The organism is Empedobacter sp. R750, assembly GCF_030324345.1.
Taxonomy (GTDB): Bacteria; Bacteroidota; Bacteroidia; order Flavobacteriales; family Weeksellaceae; genus Empedobacter; species Empedobacter falsenii_C.
Genome location: NZ_JACAGF010000001.1, coordinates 132295 through 155925 on the forward strand (window position 1 = coordinate 132295; position 23631 = coordinate 155925).

At 32.2% G+C, this 23631-nt stretch carries 24 protein-coding genes; 13 read left to right on the forward strand and 11 right to left on the reverse strand.

Features of this window, described 5'->3' with window-relative positions:
- Positions 1–144: 144 nt before the first annotated feature.
- On the forward strand, positions 145–1449 hold the full coding sequence (gene rimO / locus HXZ74_RS00720) for a 30S ribosomal protein S12 methylthiotransferase RimO (protein WP_115000726.1): 1305 nt from the start codon (positions 145–147) through the stop codon (positions 1447–1449).
- Between the two features lie 53 nt (positions 1450–1502).
- Here rimO and HXZ74_RS00725 read toward each other — a convergent pair whose 3' ends face one another.
- The 4 genes from HXZ74_RS00725 to HXZ74_RS00740 all read right to left on the reverse strand — a co-directional run bounded on the left by HXZ74_RS00725 (position 1503) and on the right by HXZ74_RS00740 (position 5471).
- Entirely contained in the window at positions 1503–1634 is a 132-nt protein-coding gene (locus tag HXZ74_RS00725; RefSeq protein WP_257468234.1) for a hypothetical protein, read from the reverse strand.
- An 85-nt stretch (positions 1635–1719) separates the two neighbouring features.
- On the reverse strand, positions 1720–4005 hold the full coding sequence (locus HXZ74_RS00730) for a GH92 family glycosyl hydrolase (protein WP_286473401.1): 2286 nt from the start codon (positions 4003–4005) through the stop codon (positions 1720–1722).
- An 89-nt stretch (positions 4006–4094) separates the two neighbouring features.
- On the reverse strand, positions 4095–4751 hold the full coding sequence (locus tag HXZ74_RS00735) for a 3-oxoacid CoA-transferase subunit B (protein ID WP_219035112.1): 657 nt from the start codon (positions 4749–4751) through the stop codon (positions 4095–4097).
- A gap of 6 nt (positions 4752–4757) precedes the next feature.
- Positions 4758–5471 carry a CoA transferase subunit A gene (locus HXZ74_RS00740; RefSeq protein WP_038331757.1) on the reverse strand — a complete coding sequence of 238 codons (714 nt, stop codon included), beginning with the start codon at positions 5469–5471 and terminating at the stop codon, positions 4758–4760.
- A gap of 152 nt (positions 5472–5623) precedes the next feature.
- Between HXZ74_RS00740 and HXZ74_RS00745 the strand changes: the two genes are divergently transcribed.
- From HXZ74_RS00745 to HXZ74_RS00775, 7 genes are all read left to right on the forward strand, one after another.
- Positions 5624–6259 (forward strand): hypothetical protein, encoded by a 636-nt coding sequence (locus HXZ74_RS00745; RefSeq protein ID WP_286473402.1) that lies wholly within the window; start codon positions 5624–5626, stop codon positions 6257–6259.
- 20 nt (positions 6260–6279) lie between these two features.
- Positions 6280–7068, forward strand: coding sequence for a dioxygenase family protein (locus HXZ74_RS00750; protein ID WP_286473404.1), 789 nt, complete (start codon positions 6280–6282; stop codon positions 7066–7068).
- The gene (locus HXZ74_RS00755) at positions 7055–7567 is read left to right on the forward strand and encodes a hypothetical protein (RefSeq protein WP_038331522.1); all 513 of its coding nucleotides are present in this window, start codon (positions 7055–7057) and stop codon (positions 7565–7567) included. The genes HXZ74_RS00750 and HXZ74_RS00755 overlap by 14 nt, the downstream gene beginning before the upstream one ends.
- Positions 7560–8600 carry a sensor histidine kinase gene (locus HXZ74_RS00760; protein ID WP_052217523.1) on the forward strand — a complete coding sequence of 347 codons (1041 nt, stop codon included), beginning with the start codon at positions 7560–7562 and terminating at the stop codon, positions 8598–8600. Before HXZ74_RS00755 ends, HXZ74_RS00760 begins: the two co-directional genes overlap by 8 nt.
- Complete coding sequence (locus tag HXZ74_RS00765; protein ID WP_038331524.1) at positions 8593–9279, forward strand: LytR/AlgR family response regulator transcription factor; 687 nt, start codon at positions 8593–8595, stop codon at positions 9277–9279. The genes HXZ74_RS00760 and HXZ74_RS00765 overlap by 8 nt, the downstream gene beginning before the upstream one ends.
- A gap of 87 nt (positions 9280–9366) precedes the next feature.
- Positions 9367–10203, forward strand: coding sequence for a UbiA prenyltransferase family protein (locus HXZ74_RS00770; protein WP_286473405.1), 837 nt, complete (start codon positions 9367–9369; stop codon positions 10201–10203).
- Positions 10203–10811 (forward strand): class I SAM-dependent methyltransferase, encoded by a 609-nt coding sequence (locus HXZ74_RS00775; RefSeq protein ID WP_280061358.1) that lies wholly within the window; start codon positions 10203–10205, stop codon positions 10809–10811. Before HXZ74_RS00770 ends, HXZ74_RS00775 begins: the two co-directional genes overlap by 1 nt.
- 34 nt (positions 10812–10845) lie before the next feature.
- Here HXZ74_RS00775 and HXZ74_RS00780 read toward each other — a convergent pair whose 3' ends face one another.
- The 4 genes from HXZ74_RS00780 to HXZ74_RS00795 all read right to left on the reverse strand — a co-directional run bounded on the left by HXZ74_RS00780 (position 10846) and on the right by HXZ74_RS00795 (position 14445).
- Complete coding sequence (locus HXZ74_RS00780; protein WP_038331764.1) at positions 10846–11601, reverse strand: acyl-CoA desaturase; 756 nt, start codon at positions 11599–11601, stop codon at positions 10846–10848.
- A 203-nt stretch (positions 11602–11804) separates the two neighbouring features.
- Entirely contained in the window at positions 11805–12890 is a 1086-nt protein-coding gene (locus HXZ74_RS00785) for an NAD(P)-binding domain-containing protein (RefSeq protein ID WP_280061359.1), read from the reverse strand.
- 49 nt (positions 12891–12939) lie between these two features.
- Complete coding sequence (locus tag HXZ74_RS00790; protein WP_280061360.1) at positions 12940–13803, reverse strand: hypothetical protein; 864 nt, start codon at positions 13801–13803, stop codon at positions 12940–12942.
- Complete coding sequence (locus HXZ74_RS00795) at positions 13804–14445, reverse strand: hypothetical protein (protein ID WP_347881103.1); 642 nt, start codon at positions 14443–14445, stop codon at positions 13804–13806.
- 391 nt (positions 14446–14836) lie between these two features.
- Here HXZ74_RS00795 and HXZ74_RS00800 point away from each other — a divergent pair, with 391 nt between their 5' ends.
- On the forward strand, positions 14837–15292 hold the full coding sequence (locus tag HXZ74_RS00800) for a DUF4442 domain-containing protein (RefSeq protein ID WP_286473406.1): 456 nt from the start codon (positions 14837–14839) through the stop codon (positions 15290–15292).
- A 17-nt stretch (positions 15293–15309) separates the two neighbouring features.
- On the opposite strand, the gene HXZ74_RS00805 is transcribed toward HXZ74_RS00800, so the two are convergent.
- Positions 15310–16791 carry an aminotransferase-like domain-containing protein gene (locus HXZ74_RS00805; RefSeq protein ID WP_286473407.1) on the reverse strand — a complete coding sequence of 494 codons (1482 nt, stop codon included), beginning with the start codon at positions 16789–16791 and terminating at the stop codon, positions 15310–15312.
- An 87-nt stretch (positions 16792–16878) separates the two neighbouring features.
- Here HXZ74_RS00805 and HXZ74_RS00810 point away from each other — a divergent pair, with 87 nt between their 5' ends.
- Together HXZ74_RS00810 and lplA are read left to right on the forward strand one after the other, a co-directional pair.
- Positions 16879–18738: a TonB-dependent receptor plug domain-containing protein gene (locus HXZ74_RS00810; RefSeq protein ID WP_286473408.1), complete on the forward strand. Its 1860-nt coding sequence runs from the start codon at positions 16879–16881 to the stop codon at positions 18736–18738.
- Positions 18739–18864: 126 nt separating this feature from the next.
- On the forward strand, positions 18865–19851 hold the full coding sequence (gene lplA, locus HXZ74_RS00815; protein WP_286473409.1) for a lipoate--protein ligase: 987 nt from the start codon (positions 18865–18867) through the stop codon (positions 19849–19851).
- Positions 19852–19889: 38 nt separating this feature from the next.
- Here lplA and HXZ74_RS00820 read toward each other — a convergent pair whose 3' ends face one another.
- Positions 19890–20807: a hypothetical protein gene (locus HXZ74_RS00820; RefSeq protein ID WP_038331591.1), complete on the reverse strand. Its 918-nt coding sequence runs from the start codon at positions 20805–20807 to the stop codon at positions 19890–19892.
- Between the two features lie 279 nt (positions 20808–21086).
- Between HXZ74_RS00820 and HXZ74_RS00825 the strand changes: the two genes are divergently transcribed.
- Both HXZ74_RS00825 and HXZ74_RS00830 read left to right on the forward strand, forming a co-directional pair.
- The gene (locus HXZ74_RS00825; protein ID WP_038331594.1) at positions 21087–22118 is read left to right on the forward strand and encodes a pirin family protein; all 1032 of its coding nucleotides are present in this window, start codon (positions 21087–21089) and stop codon (positions 22116–22118) included.
- Between the two features lie 119 nt (positions 22119–22237).
- Complete coding sequence (locus HXZ74_RS00830) at positions 22238–22765, forward strand: SRPBCC family protein (RefSeq protein WP_280061368.1); 528 nt, start codon at positions 22238–22240, stop codon at positions 22763–22765.
- Between the two features lie 60 nt (positions 22766–22825).
- On the opposite strand, the gene HXZ74_RS00835 is transcribed toward HXZ74_RS00830, so the two are convergent.
- Complete coding sequence (locus HXZ74_RS00835) at positions 22826–23620, reverse strand: hypothetical protein (protein ID WP_286473412.1); 795 nt, start codon at positions 23618–23620, stop codon at positions 22826–22828.
- Positions 23621–23631: the final 11 nt, after the last annotated feature.

Consider the following 23631-nt stretch of genomic DNA (forward strand, 5'->3'; position numbering starts at 1 on the left):
AATAGTTAGTTGTAAAGAAATCTATTCTATTTAAAGTTATTTGAGTTTAAAATTTTTTATTTTAACTATTTATACTTGTTCCATTCAATCTTTTCGGTTAGTTCTCTCAAATATTTCGTAATTTTGCAGACTTAAATTAGAGTAATGCGTACAAAATCGACTGGAAAAAAGAAAATTAATGTAATTACGTTAGGATGTTCTAAAAATGTATACGATTCTGAGGTGTTAATGGGACAGCTGAAAGCCAATGGGAAAGAGGTTGTACATGAGCAATCTGGAGAAATTGTGGTGATTAATACTTGTGGTTTCATTGATAATGCAAAAGAGGAAAGTGTTGATACAATTTTAGATTACGTGCAACGTAAGGAAGATGGTTTGGTGGAAAAAGTTTTCGTGACAGGATGTTTGTCAGAGCGATACAAACCAGATTTAATTGAGCAAATTCCAAATGTTGACCAATATTTTGGTACGCGCGAGTTACCATTGTTGTTAAAAGCTTTAGGAGCAGATTATAAGCACGAATTGGTTGGAGAGCGTTTAACAACAACTCCTCGTCATTATGCTTATCTTAAAATTGCAGAAGGTTGTGATCGTCCTTGTTCTTTCTGTGCAATTCCTTTGATGCGTGGAGGAAATGTTTCTCGTCCAATCGAAGATTTAGTTACAGAAGCTACTAAATTGGCGAAAAATGGAACGAAAGAATTGATTTTGATTGCGCAAGATTTAACGTATTATGGATTAGATATTTATAAAAAACGTGAATTAGCGACTTTATTAAAAGAATTAGTGAAAATTGAAGGAATCGAATGGATTCGTTTGCATTACGCATTTCCAGCTGGTTTCCCAGAAGATGTTTTGGATGTAATTCGTGAAGAACCAAAAGTTTGTAATTATATCGATATTCCGTTACAACATATTTCAACAAAATTATTAAAATCAATGCGTCGTGGAACAACACACGAAAAAACGAATGCTTTGTTAGCTGCAATGCGTACAAAAGTTCCAGATATGGCGATTCGTACAACGTTAATTTGCGGTTATCCAGGTGAAACGGAAGAGGATTTCCAAGAAATGAAAGCGTGGGTACAAGAGCAAAAATTTGATCGTTTGGGATGTTTTACTTATTCTCATGAAGAAAATACACATGCTTATAATTTGGAAGATGATGTTCCTGAAGAAGTGAAACAACAACGTGTTGAAGAAATTATGGAAATTCAATCTCAGATTTCGTACGATTTGAATCAAGAAAAAATTGGAAAACAATTCAGAGTAATGATTGATCGCAAAGAAGGTGAGAATTTTATTGGACGTACAGAATATGACTCGCCAGACGTTGATAACGAAGTTTTGATTTCAGCAATTGATACCTATTTACCAGTTGGTGATTTTGTAAATGTAGAGATTATAGAAGCTTACGAATTCGATTTAATTGGAAAAGTAATTGATTAATCAATTTTAGATATAACAAAAAACCACTTCGCGAGAAGTGGTTTTTTTTATATTTAATTTTTTGCGTTATTGCGACGTTTTTTCTTTAAACGATTCGTTTGAACTAATTGTTTATGTTTTGGATCTTTTAATTTATCCACTAAAACTTGTAAATGATTTTCTTCTTTTTTTGCCTTTTTAGCCATTTTTCTTGGTTTTAAATTTGATTTAAATTAATCATTATTCCTCAAGTAGTCAAACTTATTTGTTTAATTATAAAATATTTAACGTTTACTTTTTAGGTTTTTCACTCATGTAGAACGTGATTTTTCCGCCATTCACAATATCAAAATGATTCAAATTAAAAGATGAATAAGTTTTTCCGTTCAATTCTATTTTTTGGATGTAAACATTCTTCTTCGATTGATTTTTAACGTCAATTTCAAATTGTTTTCCATTTTCTAAATTCAATATAGCGTGATCAATCAACGGACTTCCAATTGCGTAATCTGTCGATCCTTGCTGAACAGGATAAAAACCTAAAGCACTAAAAATATACCACGCACTCATTTGTCCTGTATCATCATTTCCGCCCAAACCATCAGGCGTTGGCTTGTATTGCATATCCAAAATCATTCTGATTTTTTCTTGAGTCTTCCACGCTTGTCCCGCCCAATTATATAAATATGCAACATGGTGTGCCGGCTCATTTCCATGAACATAACCTCCGATTATACCTTCACGCGTAATATCTTCTGTATCTGCAAAATATTCGTCAGGTAAATGCATCGTAAATAATTCGTCCAATTTCGCTCCAAATTTCTTTTTCCCACCCATTGCTTCAATTAATCCATTTGGATTTTGAGGAACAAAAAAGCTAAAATTCCACGAATTTCCTTCAATAAAACCTTGTCCATGTGTATTTAATGGATCAAATTCTTTCTTGAAACTTCCATCCGCTAAACGAGGACGCATAAATCCAACCGAAGAATCGTAATTGTTTTTCCAATTTTCAGAACGCTTCATAAATGTTTCGTATACATCCATTCGATTCAATTTTTTAGCCGCTTGCGCAATCGACCAATCATCGAAAGCATATTCTAACGTATTCGAAATTGATGTACCATTTTTTTCTGCCGGAATATAACCTTTGTCGATATAATCGCCAATTCCTTCGTAATCGCGCTTATTTGCTGTCGCAACACAAGCATTTAACGCCGCATTAGCATCTCCATTATAAATTCCTTTTACAATTGCATCTGCGATTACTGTAACCGAATGATAACCGCTCATACACCAGTTTTCGTTGGCATAATGCGACCAAATTGGCAACATTTTGATTGGATTTTGCTCATAATGTTTCATCATCGATTTTACCATATCATTGTTGCGTTTTGGCTGAATGATATTGAACAACGGATGCAATGCACGATAGGTATCCCAAAGCGAAAAAGTGGTGTAATTTGTAAAATCTTTGGCTTGATGAATTTCTTGATCCAAACCTTTGTATTGCCCATTCACATCCATATAAGTTGTCGGATTGATGAAGGTATGATACATCGCTGTGTAGAAATTTATTTTATCATTTTCTGAAGATTTAATCTGAATTCGATTTAATTCTTTGTTCCAATTTTCTTTTGCTTCATTACGCACTTGTTCAAAATTCCAATGTGGAATTTCTGTTGTCAAATTTTCTAACGCATTGGTTTGACTGACTGGAGAAATCGCAAATTTAATCTTTACTTTTTCATCTTTTTCTGTATCAAAATCAAAATACATTTTGATCTTTTTTCCTTCAATTAAAGGAAAATTCTGCGTTTCGTTCCATTTACGCCAAAAGCCTTTATAATCAACTTGTCCGTCTTCATTTTTTTGTCCATAATTTTTGAATGGTTTTGAAAAAGTCATCGCAAAATAAACTGTTCTATTTCTTGCCCAACCACGTGTTTGTCTATAACCTGTAATCAATGTATCATTCACCACGCGAACATATGTCCACGTATTTTTGTCATCGTAATTATAAATTCCAGCATTCAAATCCAAAATAATATGTGAATCAACCGATTTTGGAAAGGTATATTGATGAAAACCAACGCGCGTAGAAGCGGTCATTTCTGCCCAAATATTGTAATCATCTAATTTCACTTTGTAATATCCCGCTTCGGCAGTTTCATTTTGATGCGAAAATCGAGAACGATAACCGCTATCAGGATTTTGAGCTGTTCCGGGATTCAGTTTTAATTTTCCAACGGTAGGCATAATCAAAAAATCACCCAAATCAGAATGTCCTGTTCCATTAAAATGTGTATGACTAAATCCAGTTATTGTTTTATCTTCAAAACGGTAACCCGCACAATAATCATAAACTTTTGGATTGTATTTGTGATTGACAGCATAAGGAATAGAATCCGTTTCGGGGCTTAATTGTACAGCGCCAAAAGGAACAGTTGCGCCAGGGAAAGTGTGTCCCATTTTTTCTGTTCCAATCATGGGATTGACATATTTTACTAAATTCTGTTGCTGCGCAAAAGCAAGAGAATTGAGTGAAAGTAGAGCGATTACTAATTTTGTTTGCATCGATTTTTAAGTATTAATTTGAATAAAGTTAAACAAATCGAGCATAAAAAAAGGAAAGCTTTTTAACTTTCCTTTCGAATCTTTATTTTTTATAAAATCATTTCGGGAATTTCTCCTTCAATAATTAATTTTCCTTCAGTTGCATTTTTGATGTCTTCCACAGAAATTCCTGGTGCTCGCTCTAATAATTTGAAACCACCTTCTGGTAAAACTTCTAAAACAGCTAATTCAGTAACAATTTTTTTGACACATTTTATTCCTGTTAAAGGAAGTGTACATTCTTTTAGAAGTTTAGATTCTCCTGCTTTGTTCACATGTTGCATGGCTACAATAATATTATCAGCCGAAGCTACTAAATCCATTGCACCGCCCATTCCTTTTACCATTTTTCCAGGAATTTTCCAGTTGGCAATGTCTCCATTCTCCGAAACTTCCATTGCGCCAAGAATTGTTAAATTGATTTTTCGTGCGCGAATCATTCCGAAACTCATCGTCGAATCAAAGAAAGCTGAACCTGGTAAAGTTGTAATCGTTTGTTTACCCGCATTGATAAAATCAGGATCTTCTTCACCATCGATAGGGAAAGGTCCCATTCCTAATAATCCATTTTCTGATTGTAAAACAACATTTACATTTTCGGGAATATAATTAGCAACCAACGTTGGAATTCCGATACCTAAATTCACATAAAATCCGTCTTGTACTTCTTTTGCAATACGTTTTGCAATACCATTTTTATCTAACATTTTCTTTTATGATTTAGGTTGAACAGTTCTATTTTCGATACGTTTCTCGTATTTCGCACCTTGAATAATTCGATTGACATAAACGCCAGGCGTATGAATTTGATTTGGATCTAATTCTCCAATTTCTACCAATTCTTCCACTTCGGCAATCGTAATTTTTCCACACATAGCAGCTGGATGATTGAAATTTGCTGTTGCACCACGGAAAACTAAATTCCCCGCTGTATCACCTTTCCACGCTTTTACAATTGCAAAATCAGGCTCGAAAGCATATTCTAACAAATATTCTTTTTCGATTCCGTGAAAGGTAAATTTTCTGATTTCTTTTCCTTCAGCGACTTCAGTTCCAACTCCAGCAGGCGTAAAAATTGCAGGCATTCCATAACCAGCAGCCATTAAGCGAGTAGCTAAAGTTCCTTGCGGAATCAATTCAACCTCTAATTCACCTGAAAGCATTTGACGTTCAAATTCTGCATTTTCTCCAACATAAGAAGAAATCATTTTTTTGATTTGTCGTCCTTGTAATAATAATCCTAAACCAAAATCGTCTACACCTGCATTGTTACTAATACACGTAAGGTTATTGATTTTTTTGTCTACCAATCCTTGAATCAAGTTTTCAGGAATTCCAGAAAGTCCAAAGCCTCCAACAGCAAGCGTCATTCCGCTTTCTACGCCTTGTAGCGCTTCTTCGATGCTGTTTACTTTTTTGTTTATCATTTTTGTTGTGTTTGATCAAATATAATTCTAATGTTAAAGATAAATAAAAACCATTCATATTTCAATTAACCTACAAAAATCTTAGGTTAACCTCTTAAATTTAGATAACAAAATATCGATATATACTTTTGTTTAGAAGATTATATGAGGACATGATAAAGTTGTGCAAGGCTGAGAATCGAAATTTATTTGAAAATAAATTTATTAGGATAAATGCTTTAAATGATACAAATCCGATTTTGGATTTTGCTTTTATTGATGATGTTGCGTTAAGCGGAATGGGTACTTATCAAAAAGTAATTAAAGAAAGTGGTTATATTATTTTAATGCCTTTATTGAATAATATTCGCTTGAATATGAATGGTTTTAATTGGAAAATTGAAGTCAATCAATCATTTGTTTATTACTTAGAAAAAGGAACTATAATAGAAATAGAAGGCGATTTGAGCCACGATTTTTCTTATTTCTATGCGTTATTCATCGTAAAAGAAAAACAGCAAATTGCTAAAATGATTGTTCCAATTGATTTTGAACGAGAGAATAGATTAGAGAAAATTATTCGCCATGATTTGTTTAATGTTTTTTTAGGAAAATTTGATTTGAGAAGAGAATCAGAAATACCAATGAAAAAAGTTGAAAGAAATTGGTTAATTATTTCGTTAACAGGAATTTTTGAGATTCATAATCGTTTAATCGAATCCAGAGATTTATTGGAAATTAAGTCAGATGAACACGTAGAATTTGAATCGTTGAGCGAAAATTCTTTGTTAATGGTGATTGATTACTAATACTAAAAATACATTACAAAATGGAAAGAAAAGATTTTATAAAAAATAGTTTAGGATTATTAGGAGCAAGTTTAATTGTTCCAAAAGTGTTGATGAGTTGCAAAGACTCTAATGTTGTAAATGATTGTGAAGTATGGGCCTCTGAAACAGAAGGTCCATTTCCTACAAAAAAGCCAGAAGATTTTTTATCTAAAAATATAAAAGGCGATCGAACAGGAGTAGAGGCGACAATCAAAATTAATGTAACCAATGTTGATGAAAGCTGTCAACCTTTAATAGGCGCGATTGTTGATATTTGGCATTGTGATAAAGATGGAAATTATTCGCAATATGGCGGAATGCGTATGCAACCAACCGATTATAAATCGTATAAATTTTTGAGAGGTAGACAAGTAACCGATGAAAATGGAAATGTTGAATTCAATTCTATTTTCCCAGGTTGGTACGAAAGTCGTGCAACGCATATCCATGTGCACATTTACAATGCAAATGGCGTTTCGATAAAAGTAACGCAAATTGCTTTTCCAGAAGGTGAAAATTCTGTTGTAGAAATTGTAAATTCAGCCAAAAAATATGGTTATACAAAAGGTTTGACAGGTTATACGTACAATGCGAATGACAATGTCTTTTCGGATGATACAGACGGAAATCAATTGGCAAAAGTGAGCGGAAGTTTAGAAAAAGGATATACAATTGAAGCAAATATTGTAATTTCTACAGAAAATATAGAGGAAGCAAAAGAGCCAATGGGCGGAGGGCTAGGAATGCCACCACCTTTTGATAGAAAACCAAAAGATGAAAACAATTAAAAAAGTTCAGTTTGCTTATCGTTTAGTGATTGATGCTTCGACAACGTCAATTTGGGAGAAATATGTTTTTGATGCGACGTACAAAGAGTATTATTTGCAAGAACAACTTTTTCAGCAAGAAACGTATAAGGTAGAAACTTTTCGAGAATTGTTGCGTCAAAATAAAAAAGCAACGCAATTGCATTATTTGGTGGGAATGGCGGCGATCCCATATATCGAACAATTGGAAGGAAATTTGTATCAAATCACAGATAATTTGAACAAAATCTACCTTAATTTTGTAGATTTCGAGTTGGATGTTATAAATTCTTCTAATCAAAATCATGCAAATCACAAGGTTGCGCTTACATTTTACACCAAACAATATTTCTATTTTGGAGAAGTGAACAATCATTATTTAATTTCTTCGGATGAAGAATTAAACGTAAATATTAAAACGTTGATGATTCCAAATAGACAGCATTTTTCTATTGTTTCAATTGAATTAGAAGATGAATAAAGTAAAAATTACAAAGAGAGAAATCGTTATTTTCAGCATAGTTTCAATCATTTTTATGTTGATTCCGTTTATAGCTGCGCCAAATTTTTCGAGCGATCAATCTATTTTCAAAACTGGTTTTTTCAAGCGAATGCTTTTCGAAAATATCTTGTTGTTAGTGTTCTTTTTGGTGAATTATTTCGTGTTAATTCCAAAATTATATTTTCAGAAACGTTATTTTTTCTACATCGTTATTCTCATCATTTTCTTTTTTGTGGTGTATAAAGTTCCAGAATTTGCGTTTCATTTTAACAAAGTTCCACCAAAAATTCCGCCTTTTAATCGTTTTGAGTCTCGAAAACCGCCTCGTAATTTTATGATGTGGAGCCCGAAAATTATTATGTTTTCGATGATGGCGATTGTTTCGCTTTTTATTCGACAAAATAAACGTTTTCAGGAAATGAAAAATGAAAAACAATTGTCTGAAATTGCTTATTTAAGAGCACAAATCAATCCACATTTTTTGTTCAATACGTTGAATAATATTTATGCTTTAACGCTTCAAAAGTCAGATTCTGCTTCGGATGCGGTGATGAAATTATCCAAAATGATGCGATTTGTAGTTTCAGATTCTTCCAAAGATTTTGTGCCTTTGCAACAAGATTTAGATTATATAAAGAATTATATTGAGTTGCAAAAATTGAGATTAACGAACAAAGAATCTGTTATTTTTGAGGTCGAAGGAAATTCTGCAGATTTAAGAATTTCGCCATTAATTTTAATTAATTTTATCGAAAATGCATTTAAATATGGTGTGATTGATGAAGCTTCGGAACCTGTCATTATTTCGATAAAAGTTGAGCAACAAACACTATTTTTGAACGTAGAAAATACCATTTCGAAAGAGGTAACTCCTGAAACTGAAAAAAGTGAAATTGGTTTGAAGAATACGAAAAAGAGGTTAGATTATTTTTATACAAATCATTATAAATTAACTATTAATAATGATTTATCTAAATTTATTGTTGAACTAAAAATTTTCTTGAATGATTAAAGTAATTGCGATAGATGACGAGCCTTTAGCATTAATGGTAATCGAAAATTATTGTTCGAGAAATGAACATGTCGAGTTAGTGAAAACATTCTCAAATTTGAAAGATGCACAGAAATATATCAATCAATTTCCAATCGATTTGATGTTTTTGGATATTCAGATTTCGCGTACGAATGGAATGGAATTTTACAAAAATTTAGAAAAGAAAATTCCTGTTATTTTTACTACGGCTTTTGCAGAATATGCGGTTGATGGTTTTAATGTTGCGGCGATAGATTATTTGTTGAAACCGATAGATTACGATAGATTTGAAGAAGCAGTGAATAAAGCAGTGTTGATTTTGGTGGATAAAAAACTGAATGAAGACAAAGATTTTTTGACGATTAGAGCCGATTATAAATTGAATAAAATTGCCTACGATGAAATTGATTTTATTGAAGGTTTGGACGATTATGTAAAAATTCATCTCGCAAACGGAAAACGAATTACTGCTCGAATATCGATGAAATCTATCTTAGAAAAACTGCCCGATCAACTTTTTGTCCGAGTTCATCGATCTTATATCGTTTCGATAAAAAAAGTGAAATCAATTCAAAATAAAGTCTTATATTTGAAAGACGAAGAAATTCCGATTGGTGAAACGTATAAAAATGTCATTCTAGAATTTTTCAAAATTTAAGAGGTTAAGAAAATGGAAAAAAAAGTGATTAGTCGATTTATCGTAAACATTTTTTTTTCCAATTTTTTTTTAATTCTACTTTCTATCGTGCTCAATATAGAGACGAATATCAAAATTGGTTTACCGTTTAATTCAATTGCGTATTACGCTTTTATTAGCACCATTACCGTATTGTTTTATTTGTATGCCTACAGAATTCCAAAATCTTTAAAATCATCAAGTAATCCAAGAACTCAGTTTTACATTACTCATCGTAAATCTGTTTGTATTTATACCGCTATTTTAGCCGTAATCGCTTTAGTTTCTGGAATTATTTTAGCACTAAATTGTTTACCGAATTACGAAATATTAACTTGGAAATGGTTGGCTGTCTTATTTTTTACAGCAATTTTATCTTTTGGCTATTATGATTTCAAATTAGGTATTTCGTTGCGTAAAACGATGTTGTTAAAGCCATTTTTAATTGGCTGGACTTGGGCAATTACAACCGTTTTTTTACCTGTTTTATTTTTGATGTTGAAGAATGAAACGCATTATGTGATTGATGCAAAATTCTATTTTCTATTTTCTCAAACCTTTATGTATTGCGTTGTGAATGCGATTTTGTTTGATTTGAAAGATTATGAAGATGATAGTAACCGAAACTTAAAAACCTTTGTTGTAAAATATGGTTATCATTTTACGTTGAACCGCATTATTTTACCTTTAATATTTCTAGGATTTTTGAGTTTTGTAATCTTCGGAATATGGTATGGATTGCCGCTTCACCGCATTTTGTTTATGTTAATTCCGATTGTTTGTTTAGCTATTTTTGCCTTTAAACTCAATCGTCCAAAAGCCATTTTATATTATTTAATTGCAATCGATGGAATGATTTTATTGAAAGCAATTTGTGGAATTTTAAGCGTAATTTTATTCGAATAATGAACTACAATTTTATCGCGCCATATTATCATTCGTTGAGCCAGTTGATTTTTTTGAATCGTCAACATCAGGCTCATTTTGTGATTTTGAAACATTTGAAAGAGAATGATAAAATCTTGTGGGTTGGAGGAGGAGCAGGAAAATTTATCGCTGAAATAGAAAAATTAAATCTAAAATTGGACATAGATTATGTTGATTTTTCTTCGAAAATGATTGATTTAGCCCAAAAAGAAAAGACGTCGAATTTAAACATCAATTTTATTGTTGCAGATATTTTTGATTTCGAAACGGATAAAAAATATGATGTGGTGATGACAACTTTTTTGTTTGATCATTTTAATCAACCTAAAGCAGAAGAATTATTTAACCAATTAAATTCGTATTTGAAAATAGGAGGATTGTGGTTTTATGTTGATTTTGTACAAAATCAGAAAGGTTGGCAAAAAAGTGTAACGAATGTGATGTTGAGCTTCTTTAGAATTGTTATTGGTTTGGATATTTCTCAGTTACCTAAAATGAAACAAAGTTTTATGTTGTATTTGAAAATCGTCGAACATAAATTCTTTTTCAAGAAATATATAGAAAGTATTGTTTATCAAAAGAAATAAAAAAAGCGATTCAATAATTTGAATCGCTTTCATTTTACATATAATCGGTGTCTAATTTACCTTTTTTGAACTGAATAATATTCAGTTTATTCATTGCCCAAATGCATGGATACATTGGATCGAATTCCCATTTCTTAACCGCGAAATTAGGACGTCCACCAAATTTATGGTGATTGTTATGTAAACATTCTCCCCACATTAACCAGTCAATCGGCATTAAGTTTGTCGAAGTATCTCCAACATCGTAATTGCGATAACCTAATTTGTGTGAAAACCAGTTGATGATTACACCATGTAGAGGGCTCATTAAAACTTGCATCGGGATGAATACAAAATACGTCCATAGTGGTGCATCAACAGCAACATAAATTAATATGTAAATGATTACCCAAGCTAAACGTACAGCATTATTTCCTGCAAATCTATCCCAAGAACGCCAAGAAGGAACGCCTTTTTTGAATTTTTCTAAAACTTGTGTTTTATCGTGATCGATTTCATTGTAAACAATACGAGTTCTCCACATCATCGCAAAGAAATTTGGATCATATTGTGGCGAATGTGGATCTTTTTCTGTGTCGGCATACGCGTGGTGATGTCTGTGCATAACCCCGTATGTGTAGGGACTTAGATAAGATGAACCTTGAAAAATCCACGCTAAAACGTGAAAGATTTTTTCCCAAGCTCTTGACATCGTAAACATTGCATGTGATGCATATCGGTGATGAAAAAAAGTTTGGAAAAATAAAGAAGCATACCAATGTATAACAAAGATAATGATTACTGCTGTCATTACTAATTTTAAATTTTTACAAATATAATCGTTAGGATTGTGAATTCCACTAATTAAAATCATAGAACTCATAAAATTATTGATTATTTATAATGAAAAAAGTTAATTTTAATCTGCTCTAATCAAATAAATTATCCATTTAATATTAGATTTTTATATGTAATTATTTAATACTAAATACGTTGATTAAATAAATGTTAAAGTTATAAACCTAAATAAACAATTATTTCTCTTGCAACAGCTGCGCCGGCTCTATTTGCACCAATTGTAGAGGCAGATGGACCGTATCCCGTTAAATGAATTCTTGGATCTTTAGCAACTTGTGTAGCTAATTTTCCACTCATTTCGATTCCGCCTTTCTCATTTTGTAAATGAAGAGGATCAAGATGATCCAAACTATGTCGAAAACCAGTATTCCAGAAGATTACATCAGCATTTAATACCGTTCCGTCGTTCCATTTAACGCCTGTTTCTATAATTTCATCAAACATTGGTTTGCGATCTAAAACATCTGTATGTAACAAACTTTCGATTGCAGGCGTGATAGGTAAACCGGTAACAGACACCACCGATTGAGTAGGTAATCCTTCTCTCACGCGTTTATCTACCATTGCTACGGCTTCTCGTCCTAATTCTTCGGTGAATTTGTTATCTCTAAAATCGGGCGGTCTTCTTGTTACCCAAGTTGTTTCGGTAACTTTTGAGATTTCGCCTAATAATTGAACGGCAGAAATTCCACCTCCCACAATAATCACATGTTGCCCAATAAATTCTTTGGCATTTTTATATTGATTGGTATGCAATTGTCTTCCTTCAAACTTTTCGATTCCAGGATAATGAGGAATATTAGGAGTTTTCCAGGTTCCTGTTGCATTTACAATTCCTCTCGCACTAAATTGAACACCATTTGTTCGGATAAGAAATCGACCATTATTTTCTTCTACTTTATCAACGCGCAATGGTCTAATGATGGGAAAATCATATTCTTTTTCATACTTTTCGTAATAAGCAGGAACAGCTTTATTTGCTTGCAATTCCTTGTCTTGTATATGCACAGCTTCGGCAAAAGTCAAGCCTGGTAAATCATTAATTCCGTTCACCGTACTCAATGTCAACGAATCCCATCTATGTTGCCAAGCGCCGCCAGCATGTGGTTCGTCATCTAAAATCACAAAACCTTTTCCAGGTTTTATTCCTCTTTTTTTGAGATGATAAGCTGCAGACAAACCAGCTTGTCCAGCTCCAATCACAACGATATCAACTTTGTAAAATATTTCTGAATGATTCATTTTATAAAGCTAATTAAAACTATTTGTAAATTTATGTGAAGAAATCGTTTTATTTGGGTTTCTTCCGAATGCGATATATAAATTGCGAAACTTTACATCCCCAAAGTTTTAGGGTTTGAATTGCTTGTAAATGATTATCTTTTTCTTTTACAATTAATTGATCGGTAAACGAAGAAATAAATTGAGCCCAATAATTGTGTTTAGCATCATTCAATAAAAAATAGAAACCAGCATCGCCAAATTGTTTTCCGCTCGAATCTAAAATCAATTCATTTTCAAGACCAACAGTTGGTTTCATAATAACTGTTGCATTGCCTTTTGGTAGAGGAAAAACAGCTTTGATACAGGTTTTACCAGAAGGAAGTGTACACGTTCCGTAAATACCAGAATAAATCACTTTGCCTGAATTTTTGAATTTTCTCAACCAAATGGTATAAATAACTTTGTTGCTTTGCGGATGATTTAGCGTAATGATTTCATTTATTAAATCTTCGGATTGTGCAATATTTTTTGTTGGAATATTTAATTGATTAATCCGTTGACTAAATAAACGATTGACCAAATAACCAAAAAAAGAAAAATAAGGATTCCATTTTACATTGAATTCTAAATTATAATCTGAGGTAGCTTCATAAAAATCAATCACCTTTTTTGATAGATTTTCGAGCTGATCATCAGTTAAATTCAATTCATGAATAGAAGTTAATAAGCCTTTTGAAGTTGAATTTCGAGTAATAATAAAATTCTCTTTTTTCGCTAATTGATATATAAAATCTTCACCAATTCCGTTCAATTCACCGAAAGGAGCAATCAACCACGAATAATCGTTTTGATTAATTTTTCTTCCCCAAAGAATTACCCATTGTTGTGTAAACCAATCCTGAAATTTTTGCATTGTAAAAGCTAAATTCATCTAAATATTTTCATTATTAGGAAGAAAAGAATTGCAATTATTCCATTGTCCATGTTCAGAAATTGGTTTAAAACGAAGTGTTGTAAATTCAAAATGAAAATCCTTTCGATTACGCTCTTTCATTGCGTTAGCATGTCTTTTTGGGTCAGGCATTTTGCTATGTCCATTCACCATATACGTCATTTCTGATTGAGATTTCCAAATCGAAAATGTCGAAATAATATTGGGATATCGAATAGAAGCCAACGAAAGTGTAGTGCCTTTGTGATCTCGAACTAATTTCTCGACAGGTCTTCCCCAGCGTAGAAAACGAGGAATCTCTGTGTATTTCATTCGTGCAATTGTTACCGCAACAACAGGCTCATTTTTTCTGTTTTCCTCCATTTCTTCTGTCGGAATTTGAAAACCAGAAATATTTCCCCATTGTCTCAAAAAATCTAATCGAACATGCCATCCTTTCGCTAAAAGTTTTCCGTGAGAATTATTTTTTAAAAAGTTTTCTAAAGATTTTTCATCTTCCCATTGCGCAAATACAACAATAGTTTGATTAAAAATCCTCGTTTTTGAAAAAATAGGAGAACCTAATTTCATTGCAGACATCGTTTCAGCATATATTAATCCAATAATCTTATTTGTTTTCAAAGGAAAAAGCATCAATTTAAAGGCTTGAAAATAGCTAAGCTTTGCGATATGATAAGAGAAAACATTCATCTATGCAAAATACTATTTTAAAAATGAAAAGGATAAACTAAAACAAACTATTTTTTAGAATTGTACTATGTAAAATATAAAAAGTATTTGGTTTGAGGGGAAGTTTACAGATTAATGATTTTAGATGTGAAAAGAAAGGTAAGTCTAAGTCTGAGATTAAGCGATGTCTAAATCAAAAGAAAATTGAAATTCTCTGTTACGCTGAAAAATGAAGTTTTATACTATTTTCTATTTTAGATGAACATTCAACTATAATTATAGAAAATAAGTCAAATAAAACGTTTACATTTATTTCTATTAACCCTTTTGATCAATTAATAAGATGAACAAAGAACTTTTTAAAAATATATTGACAACTCAAATTCCGATTGCATGGATTGCGGGTGTTCGTTTGGAGTCGTGGGAAGAAAATAAAGTTTCGACACGAGTAAAATATGGATTCCTTAACCAAAATCCATTCAAAAGTATGTTTTGGGCAGTGCAAGGAATGGCGGCAGAATTTTCTTCTGGTTTTATGGCAAATGCTAAGATTTCGAAATCGGGAGAAGATGTTTCGATGTTGGTTTTGGGAATGCAATCGAAGTATTTGAAGAAAGCTGTTGGTAAAATTGTATTTACTTGCGAAGATGGAGAAAAAATAGATGAGGTTATAAAAGAAGCGATCGAAACCAAGAAAGGTGTATCGCTAAATGTGACAAGTAGAGGCGTAGACGAGGAAGGAGATGTTGTTTCAGAATTTGAATTTACGTGGACATTCAAGTTGAGAGATAAAAAATAAAATATAAAAGCTGAAATTTATTCAGCTTTTTTTGTGATTTCTTGTTTCAAAATTGAAACCACTTCATCTATTTCTTCAAAATTTAGATGTGCAAATCCAAGGCGAATTCCAGTTTGATGTTGGGTTTGATATAAAATTGTTTGCGGAATAAACAATTCATTTTTTGCGCAATTTCGTTTTAATTCCATCAAATTTATAGGTTGATTAAAATTAATCCAAACCGCTAAACCTCCATTTGGATTCGTAAAACTGATCAAATCATTTAATTCAGTTTTTAATTTTTGACAAAAATAATCGCGTCGCTCTCGATAAGTTTTACGATGTTTTTTTAGAATTCGATTAATTTCGCCTTCGCTAATCATTTCACCTAAAACTTGCTCGATAAATGGATCAACTTGCTGATCAAGAATAGACAAGTGTTTCTTCGCTTCGAGAATTAGATTTTTTGGTGCTACAATAAATCCAATTCGATAACCTGGAGCAAGATAATGGCCAAATTTTCCGGTGTAAATAACCATTCCATTTTGATCTGAACTTGCCAACGGTAAAATAGGATGATTGCTGTAATGGAAATCAAAATCGTAATCATCTTCCACAATTGCAAACCCAAATTCCTGCGAAAGTTGTAGTAATTCTACTCTCCTTTGTGAACTTAGTGTAACCGTTGTCGGATAATGATGATGTGGCGTAACATATACAATTCGTATCGGCAATTGCTCGCACAATCTTCTTAAATCATCCGTGTCAATTCCAAATTCATCCGTTTTTATTTGTTTGATTTTAGCAAATTGCGTCTGAAAAATCATGTTACTTTTATAATAACTTAAATTTGAAACTGCAACAACATCATTTTGTTTTAGCAGAATTTCAGCAATCAAAAAAAGTGAAATTTCCGAACTTCTCGTCACCAGAATATTCTCTTTAGAAATATGTAAACCTCGTGTCAAATTGAGATAATTTGCTAAATTTTTTAAAAAATAATCATTTTTAGGCTGATTTACTTTTGAAATTGAAGTTTTTCGTTTTAAAATAGCTGAATATAATTTAGCTGGAAGTTTTAGTTCTGCTAACCGATGATCGATTGTTCCATCAGTTAAATATAAGCGTTGATTGAAACTTTCGTACGGATTATCCAAAAGTATCGATTGTTCGAATTGAAAACCCGTTTTATCAGGATACAAATTGATTGAAAATTGCTTTGGAACAATGGTTTTCTGAAACTTTTGAGAAGATTGACTCAGTACATAACTTCCTTTATTTGGAACGATTTCTATCCAACCTTGGGCTTCAAGTTCTTGAAAACTATTGACAATTGTATTGCGGTGAAGCGTTAAAATCTCACTTAATTGCCTCGTTCCTAGTAGTTTTGTTCCACTTGGAATATAGCCTAATTGTATTGCTTTAGCCAGTTGATTCGCTAATTGAAGATAAATCGATGTATCCGAATTGCGTTCGATTTCGATAAAACTTTTGTATGGTATTTCAGCCGGACTATTCATTATTTATAAACTGGTATATTCTGATAGGTCGGAAAGGTACTACTTTCGCATCAGATTTAACTCAATTAATTAAATAATTAGTCAAAAATGAAGAAGATTACTATGGTATTGTGTTTAGCTGCACAAAGTATTTTTGCACAAAATGCGAATGATACCATTGCGATAGGAGAAGTATCTATATTAGATAACCGTCTGAATACGCCACTTTCTAAAGAAAATAGAAACATTTATGTGTTAAGTAAATCAGAAATAAACAAATTACCTGCACGTTCTTTACAGGATGTGTTGCAGTATGCATCTGGAATAGACTTGCGTCAACGAGGACCGTTTGGAACGCAAGCTGATATTTCAATGGATGGCGGAAGTTTTGAACAAACATTGATTTTGTTGAATGGTGTAAAAATTATGGATCATCAAACAGCTCATAATGCGCTAAATCTTCCCATTCCATTAGAAGCGATCGACAGAATTGAAGTGGTACGTGGTCCGGCTGCTCGTGTTTATGGAAATAATAGTTTGACAGGTGTCATTAATATTGTCACGCGTCAACCAAAGAAAACGGGCGTTTATGCGAATACCTATTTTGGAACAAATTTTAAGAAAGATAGCGAAGATACGGGCGATACCTACGCAAGTAGAGGTGTGCAGCTTGGTGCAAATTTGGCAAAAGAAACGCATCAACATCAGTTGTATGTGAGCCATGATTGGGGAAATGGGTACCGATACAATACGGCTTACGAGAACAATAAATTGTATTATCAAGGGAACTTTCAGTTTGATGATGCCAATAGTTTAGTTGTTTCGTATGGTTATGTGAAAAATAGTTTCGGAGCTAATGGTTTTTATGCATCTCCGGGTGATAAAAATTCGAAAGAATTGGTTGAAACAACATTAGTTAACATTCAATCAAAACATCTATTATCGGATCGAATTACCTTAGCGCCACGAGTGAGTTATCGTTACAATTTTGATGATTATCGCTATTATAAAAACGATTTGAGTAAAGCTCGTTCTCTGCATTATTCAAATTCTATTTCGGGAGAAGTTAACTCGACGTATCAATTGAATAAAGGGCAGATTGGAGTAGGAGTTGAGTATCGAAATGAGCAAATTTCATCCACAAGTATCAAAAATCATACACGCGATAATGTTGGCTTTTATGCGGAATATAAGACGGATATTACACCAAAATTGAATGTAAATGTCGGAACATATGTTAACTATAATTCGCAATATGGTTGGCAAGCTTTCCCGGGAATTGATGCGAGTTATGCAGTTAATTCGAACTTGAAATTGATGGTAAATGCAGGAACAAGTCAACGAATTCCTTCGTTTACAGATTTATATTTAGATCAGCGACCAGGAAATATTGGGAATGCAAATGTTGAATCTGAGAAGGCTTTTCAAACTGAAATTGGATTCAAATATAACAAGAGAAATTGGACGTTTAATGCCTATTATTTTTATCGTTCGATCACAGATTTTATCGATTGGGTACGTTTAACATCTAATGAGCCATGGCAAGCACAAAATTTTGGAGATTTGAAAACACACGGATTTAATACGAAGGTTTCGTACTTAGCAAATCTTTCTGCGAATCAAAATTTGAAGTTTTCTTTGAGCTATTCTTATCTTGATCCTGAGTTTAAAAATGTGGATGATCAATACAATTCTAAATATAAGATAGAAAGCTTAAAACATCAGTTAATCAATACAATAGATTTTACAATCGGAAGAACTACTTTAAGTGTTGCGAATCGTTACAATACACGTCAATCGTATAAATCTTATTGGATTACTGATGCAAGAATTAATCATTCATTCAAAAATAATTTGAGTATTTATTTTGATGCGCAAAACATTTTTAACACAACATATAACGAAGCTGGAGCAATTCCGTTACCAACAACTTGGATGAGTTTAGGAATTAAGTTTACTGGAATTTAAATGATGACAAACATTTAACATTCTCTTTAATAGTTTATATTATAAATGCGGTGAGACAACTTTTTTAGGAAAGTTGTCTCTTTTTGATTCCATAAATTTCTTCCTAACTTTGCAAAAATAATTTGTATGATTATCATCGATTCGCCATCTCACGATGCGTATTTCAATATAGCTTTAGAAGAATATTTATTGTACCATTATCCAACGGAAGATATTTTTTTGTTGTATATCAATGCGCCGTCAATTATTGTTGGGAAATTTCAGAATACATTGGCCGAAATTAACTTGGATTATGTAACTGAAAATAACATCAAAGTTGTTCGTCGTATGTCGGGTGGTGGAGCTGTTTATCACGATTTAGGGAATCTAAATTTTTCTTTCCATACTTTATTGGGACAGAATGATTTTATGGATTTTTCGACTTTTACAGAACCTGTTGTCAAATTGTTAAACGATTTGAATGTTCCTGCAAAATTGGAAGGAAGAAATGATTTGTTGGTTGATGGTAAAAAGTTTAGTGGAAATGCAAAATTGGCTCGTAATGGAAAAATGATTCAACATGGAACGATCCTTTTTAATTCGGATATGTCTGTTTTAGGCGATGCGTTAAAAATTAATCCCTTAAAATATGTGGATAAAGCCATTAAATCCAATCGTGCGCGAGTAATTAATTTGATTGAATATTTTCCAAATGAAATGACGACGGATGAGTTGAAAGCTTTGTTGATTGATGAAATGTTAGCAACAAATGAAGGAGCAACAATTTATCATTTAACAACCGAAGATTTGAATGGTGTAGCGAAATTGATTGAAGAAAAATACCAAACATGGGATTGGAATTTTGGTTTTTCACCGAAATATAATTTCAAAAATGCGAAGAAAATTCCAGCAGGTTTTATCGAAGTTCATTTGGATGTTGAGCGAGGCGGAACAATAGAAAAAGCTAAAATATTTGGCGATTTCTTTGCTTCAGAACCGATAGAAGTATTAGAAAATAAACTAATTGGTGTAAAACATAATGACGAAGAGATTGCAAAAGTTCTGAATTCTGTTGATGTAACAGATTATTTTGGAAAGGTTACAATAGACGAGATTTTAGAATTATTTCGATAAAATGATAAGCCAAATTTCTTAGGAAGTTTGGCTTTTTTTTATAGAACTTCAATCAATAATCGGGTTCTATCGTACGAAGATTCCCAAAATCGTTTAATTTTCGTTTCTAAATTATTTTTCTTCGTCAAAGCCTCATCGTAAGTGTCTTCTGTAAAGAAATTTACATCTCCAGATTGAATAGAAATGGAGAAATTTTCAATTTGTTGCTCAAAATAACCTTCATTTTTTAAGTCTTTTAGAATATCTAAAAGGAGTAAATCCATCGCTTTGGAAGGTGTTTGATTCAAATTAATTGGTTGTTGATATTTGGCTGAATTAATACTCCATAAATGATCATAATCGATGTTTTCGGTATCAATAACGCTTTTGAAATCGTTAAAACTTCCTCCATAAACCACATAATCATTATTTGGAACAGCTGAAATAATAATCGAAAATAAGCTATCGTCATTTTGTTCAGCTTCATTAATTAGTGCATTCAAACTATCTATTAATGCAGTTGTAATTTCAGTTTTATGTTCTAACAAGACTTTAAACGCAGTTTCAATGTTTTGTAGCGCATCAAAATCTGGTAAATCGAACGTTGAAATGGCTTCATGTAACATCTGTTCAAAAGTGGTTTTAAGATCAATCAAAAGGTCATCTTCTAACAAATAAAGTTGTTGAGTTTCGATATTTGCAACAATTAAATTCTCAGCATATTCATCACCAATTGCAATGAAATTAGTATGACCAAGTTCTTGAATGAGTTCATTTTGCTCCACAAATTCATCTTCCTCATTAAAAATTGCCCAAAAAACATTTTCATTAAATCCGAAATTTTTGAGATATTCTTTGAAAAAATCGGGAATTTTAGAATTCAACTGATTTTCTAATTCATTGATTTCTGATTTTTCGAGTCCTAAATCATCTTCAAAATAGCCTTGTTTTTTAATTTTTTTGATTATTTTTTTCATCGTTTATAGTGTTGCTTCTGCTTTTTTTTGAATACTTTTTTCATTAGTCTTTTTTAAAGAATGTTGAATAAATATCCGAAATAATCCAATAATATTTATCCCTGATAATAGCTAATTTTTAGATGCATGAAATAATTATTAATGCCAAATTGACATCTTATTACATTGATTTGTAGAGGATTTGCCTTTAACTTGTTTTGTAAGAACTGTCATATCAATGGGTTAATTGGTGATTTGGTTCGTATTTTGAATATGTATTTGTACATTAAATCAATACATATGAAAGTTAAAAATATAAATAAAGTTGTAGGCCCAATGCCAATTCGTGATCCATTTATATTAGGTGCATATCATTACGATTTGTATCCAAAAGGAAATGGAAAAATGGGGGTTGATGCCGAATTATTAAAAGGTAAAAACATTGGTCAAGATTTTGACAGAAATGCAGATTGGCGAATGTATCATGGTGAAACAATTCCAGGTTTTCCACATCATCCGCATAGAGGTTTTGAAATTGCAACCATTGTAGAAGAAGGTTTTGCTGATCATTTTGATTCGAAAGGTTCAAAAGGTCGTTATGGAAATGGCGATGTGCAATTGATGAGTGCTGGTTCTGGCGTTTTGCATGGCGAAATGTTTCCGTTGTTGAATGATGAAACGGATAATCCATTCCGATTATTTCAGATATGGTTGAATATGCATTCGTCAGATAAATTAACAGAACCAACATATAAAATGCTTTGGAGTGAAACGATTCCACAGAAAGATGTGAAAGACGAGGAGGGAAGAAACGTGAATGTTCGAGTGATTTTGGGTGATTATGCAGGTGTAAAATCGCAGGATCCTTTGGCACATTCGTGGGCGCGAGATCCAAAACATCATGTCGGAATTGCTTTATTGAATATGGATCCAAACTCTTCGTTTACATTGCCTGCAGTTTCTGAAACGATGAACAGATTTGTGTTTTTTTATGATGGAGTAGATGTTATCTCGATTGATAATTACAAAATTCAGCAAAGACATTTAGCAGACTTGAATGGAAATGAAGAAATTATCATTCAAAATGGAAATTCGCAAGCTAAAGTTTTGATTTTAGAAGGTGAACCAATTAATGAGTCTGTAGCGGCTTATGGTCCTTTTGTAATGAATACGGAGCAAGAAATTCGTGATGCTTTTGCAGAATATCAAAAAACACAATTCGGAGGTTGGCCTTGGGGTGACAAAGAAACCGATATCGTAAATCCGAAAGAAGCGGGACGTTTTGCAAGTTATAATTTTGGAAAAGAGTTGGATGAACCAGATTTGAAATAAGTTTTTAAAAAAATGATGAGGTCAGAAGAAATTCTGACCTTTTTTGTTGCTCGAAGTAGAGAATTTTATAGTTTCTAATCAAAATAAAATATAAATTAGTAGTAAATAAATTACACTTTATGAAACTATTAAAACGACTACTTTGGATTGTTGTGGGACTACTTGTTGTATTGACTATTACGATGTTTGCGATTGGAAAAAAATATCATTTTGAAACATCAAGAGTATTGAATGTGCCTATCGAAAAGGTGTATGAACAAGCAAGTTCTTCAAAGAAATTTAACGAATGGAATCCTTGGATGGATTTAGACCCTAATTTGAAATTAACTTATTCTGGTACGCAAGGACAGCCTGGAGATGAGTATTGCTGGGAAGGAAATGACGATGTTGGACAAGGTTGTCATGTGATTACAGATTTGGTTCCGAATCAAAAAATTGCAACTAAAATGATGTTCAAAAAGCCTTTCGAAAGTGATGCTACTTCTGATATCGTGTTAACAAAAGAAGGAAATAGAACAAAAATTACGTGGAGTATGGATTGTGAATTGGATTACCCAATGAATTTGATGAAACTGATGATGGATTCGCAAATGGAAAAATCTTATGGAAAAGGTCTTGATAAATTGAAAAAATTAGTTGAAGATTAATAATAAAAAAGCGAATTTAACTTTGTTAAATTCGCTTTTTTATATTGTTTTATTCAAATATTAGTTTGTTGGAATAGCGTATAAATAATTCTCGTAATTACGTGTTTCAAAGACATAATTTCCAGTAGTTCCATTTTTTAAACTATAGATATTTTCTATTAGTAAATAAATTGGTTCTTCTTTTGTTACTTCTATAATTGTTGAACCTGTGATAAAATTATAATAATGTGTATCTTGACTTTTTATCATATTACCACCAAAATTATTATCTACAACAGGACTTGTATATGTGAAGTAGGTGTGTGTAAGAGCAGTTTGCGAACTCGAAAGAAATAATTTTAACCAATAAGGTTTTGTATTTGCAGCTGCGTCATCATTTCTTAGTCGAATTGTTAATCCAACACTAATTAACCATTTACCAGGTTTTAGGGTAATAGATCCCTGCGAATATTTATAACCACCAGATTGATCAGAATTAATTGTTTGATTTGCTACAAATGTACCATTTTTCATGTATTGGAAAACTGGCAAATCTCTCCATGTACCAACACCATCTTTGTCACTTACTAAAACTTTGTCTTTCCCTTGTGTTCCATCTATAATTTGTATAGCACCAGCTGTAGTAGAGTTAATTTCTAATTTAGCTGAGGGTGATATAGTTCCTATTCCAACATTACCTACAGAATTAATATATACATCATCAGTATAACCAGTAGGAGAACTACTACCTAAGTTGGTGTCTTTTTTAGGGTCGATATGTAATATTTCTTTAGGAGTACTTGTTCCTATACCCACTTGTCCATATGAAGAAATACTTGTAAAAAGTATACTATATAATAAAAAATTCTTTTTCATTTGTTTAAGAT

What these genes read in the sequence shown, in the direction of transcription:
- rimO (WP_115000726.1), top strand. Translation starts at nt 145, where the DNA reads ATGCGTACAAAATCGACTGGAAAAAAGAAAATTAATGTAATTACGTTA.
- HXZ74_RS00725 (WP_257468234.1), bottom strand. Translation starts at nt 1,634, where the DNA reads ATGGCTAAAAAGGCAAAAAAAGAAGAAAATCATTTACAAGTTTTAGTG.
- HXZ74_RS00730 (WP_286473401.1), bottom strand. Translation starts at nt 4,005, where the DNA reads ATGCAAACAAAATTAGTAATCGCTCTACTTTCACTCAATTCTCTTGCT.
- HXZ74_RS00735 (WP_219035112.1), bottom strand. Translation starts at nt 4,751, where the DNA reads ATGTTAGATAAAAATGGTATTGCAAAACGTATTGCAAAAGAAGTACAA.
- HXZ74_RS00740 (WP_038331757.1), bottom strand. Translation starts at nt 5,471, where the DNA reads ATGATAAACAAAAAAGTAAACAGCATCGAAGAAGCGCTACAAGGCGTA.
- HXZ74_RS00745 (WP_286473402.1), top strand. Translation starts at nt 5,624, where the DNA reads ATGATAAAGTTGTGCAAGGCTGAGAATCGAAATTTATTTGAAAATAAA.
- HXZ74_RS00750 (WP_286473404.1), top strand. Translation starts at nt 6,280, where the DNA reads ATGGAAAGAAAAGATTTTATAAAAAATAGTTTAGGATTATTAGGAGCA.
- HXZ74_RS00755 (WP_038331522.1), top strand. Translation starts at nt 7,055, where the DNA reads ATGAAAACAATTAAAAAAGTTCAGTTTGCTTATCGTTTAGTGATTGAT.
- HXZ74_RS00760 (WP_052217523.1), top strand. Translation starts at nt 7,560, where the DNA reads ATGAATAAAGTAAAAATTACAAAGAGAGAAATCGTTATTTTCAGCATA.
- HXZ74_RS00765 (WP_038331524.1), top strand. Translation starts at nt 8,593, where the DNA reads ATGATTAAAGTAATTGCGATAGATGACGAGCCTTTAGCATTAATGGTA.
- HXZ74_RS00775 (WP_280061358.1), top strand. Translation starts at nt 10,203, where the DNA reads ATGAACTACAATTTTATCGCGCCATATTATCATTCGTTGAGCCAGTTG.
- HXZ74_RS00780 (WP_038331764.1), bottom strand. Translation starts at nt 11,601, where the DNA reads ATGACAGCAGTAATCATTATCTTTGTTATACATTGGTATGCTTCTTTA.
- HXZ74_RS00785 (WP_280061359.1), bottom strand. Translation starts at nt 12,890, where the DNA reads ATGAATCATTCAGAAATATTTTACAAAGTTGATATCGTTGTGATTGGA.
- HXZ74_RS00790 (WP_280061360.1), bottom strand. Translation starts at nt 13,803, where the DNA reads ATGAATTTAGCTTTTACAATGCAAAAATTTCAGGATTGGTTTACACAA.
- HXZ74_RS00800 (WP_286473406.1), top strand. Translation starts at nt 14,837, where the DNA reads ATGAACAAAGAACTTTTTAAAAATATATTGACAACTCAAATTCCGATT.
- HXZ74_RS00805 (WP_286473407.1), bottom strand. Translation starts at nt 16,791, where the DNA reads ATGAATAGTCCGGCTGAAATACCATACAAAAGTTTTATCGAAATCGAA.
- HXZ74_RS00810 (WP_286473408.1), top strand. Translation starts at nt 16,879, where the DNA reads ATGAAGAAGATTACTATGGTATTGTGTTTAGCTGCACAAAGTATTTTT.
- lplA (WP_286473409.1), top strand. Translation starts at nt 18,865, where the DNA reads ATGATTATCATCGATTCGCCATCTCACGATGCGTATTTCAATATAGCT.
- HXZ74_RS00820 (WP_038331591.1), bottom strand. Translation starts at nt 20,807, where the DNA reads ATGAAAAAAATAATCAAAAAAATTAAAAAACAAGGCTATTTTGAAGAT.
- HXZ74_RS00825 (WP_038331594.1), top strand. Translation starts at nt 21,087, where the DNA reads ATGAAAGTTAAAAATATAAATAAAGTTGTAGGCCCAATGCCAATTCGT.
- HXZ74_RS00830 (WP_280061368.1), top strand. Translation starts at nt 22,238, where the DNA reads ATGAAACTATTAAAACGACTACTTTGGATTGTTGTGGGACTACTTGTT.
- HXZ74_RS00835 (WP_286473412.1), bottom strand. Translation starts at nt 23,620, where the DNA reads ATGAAAAAGAATTTTTTATTATATAGTATACTTTTTACAAGTATTTCT.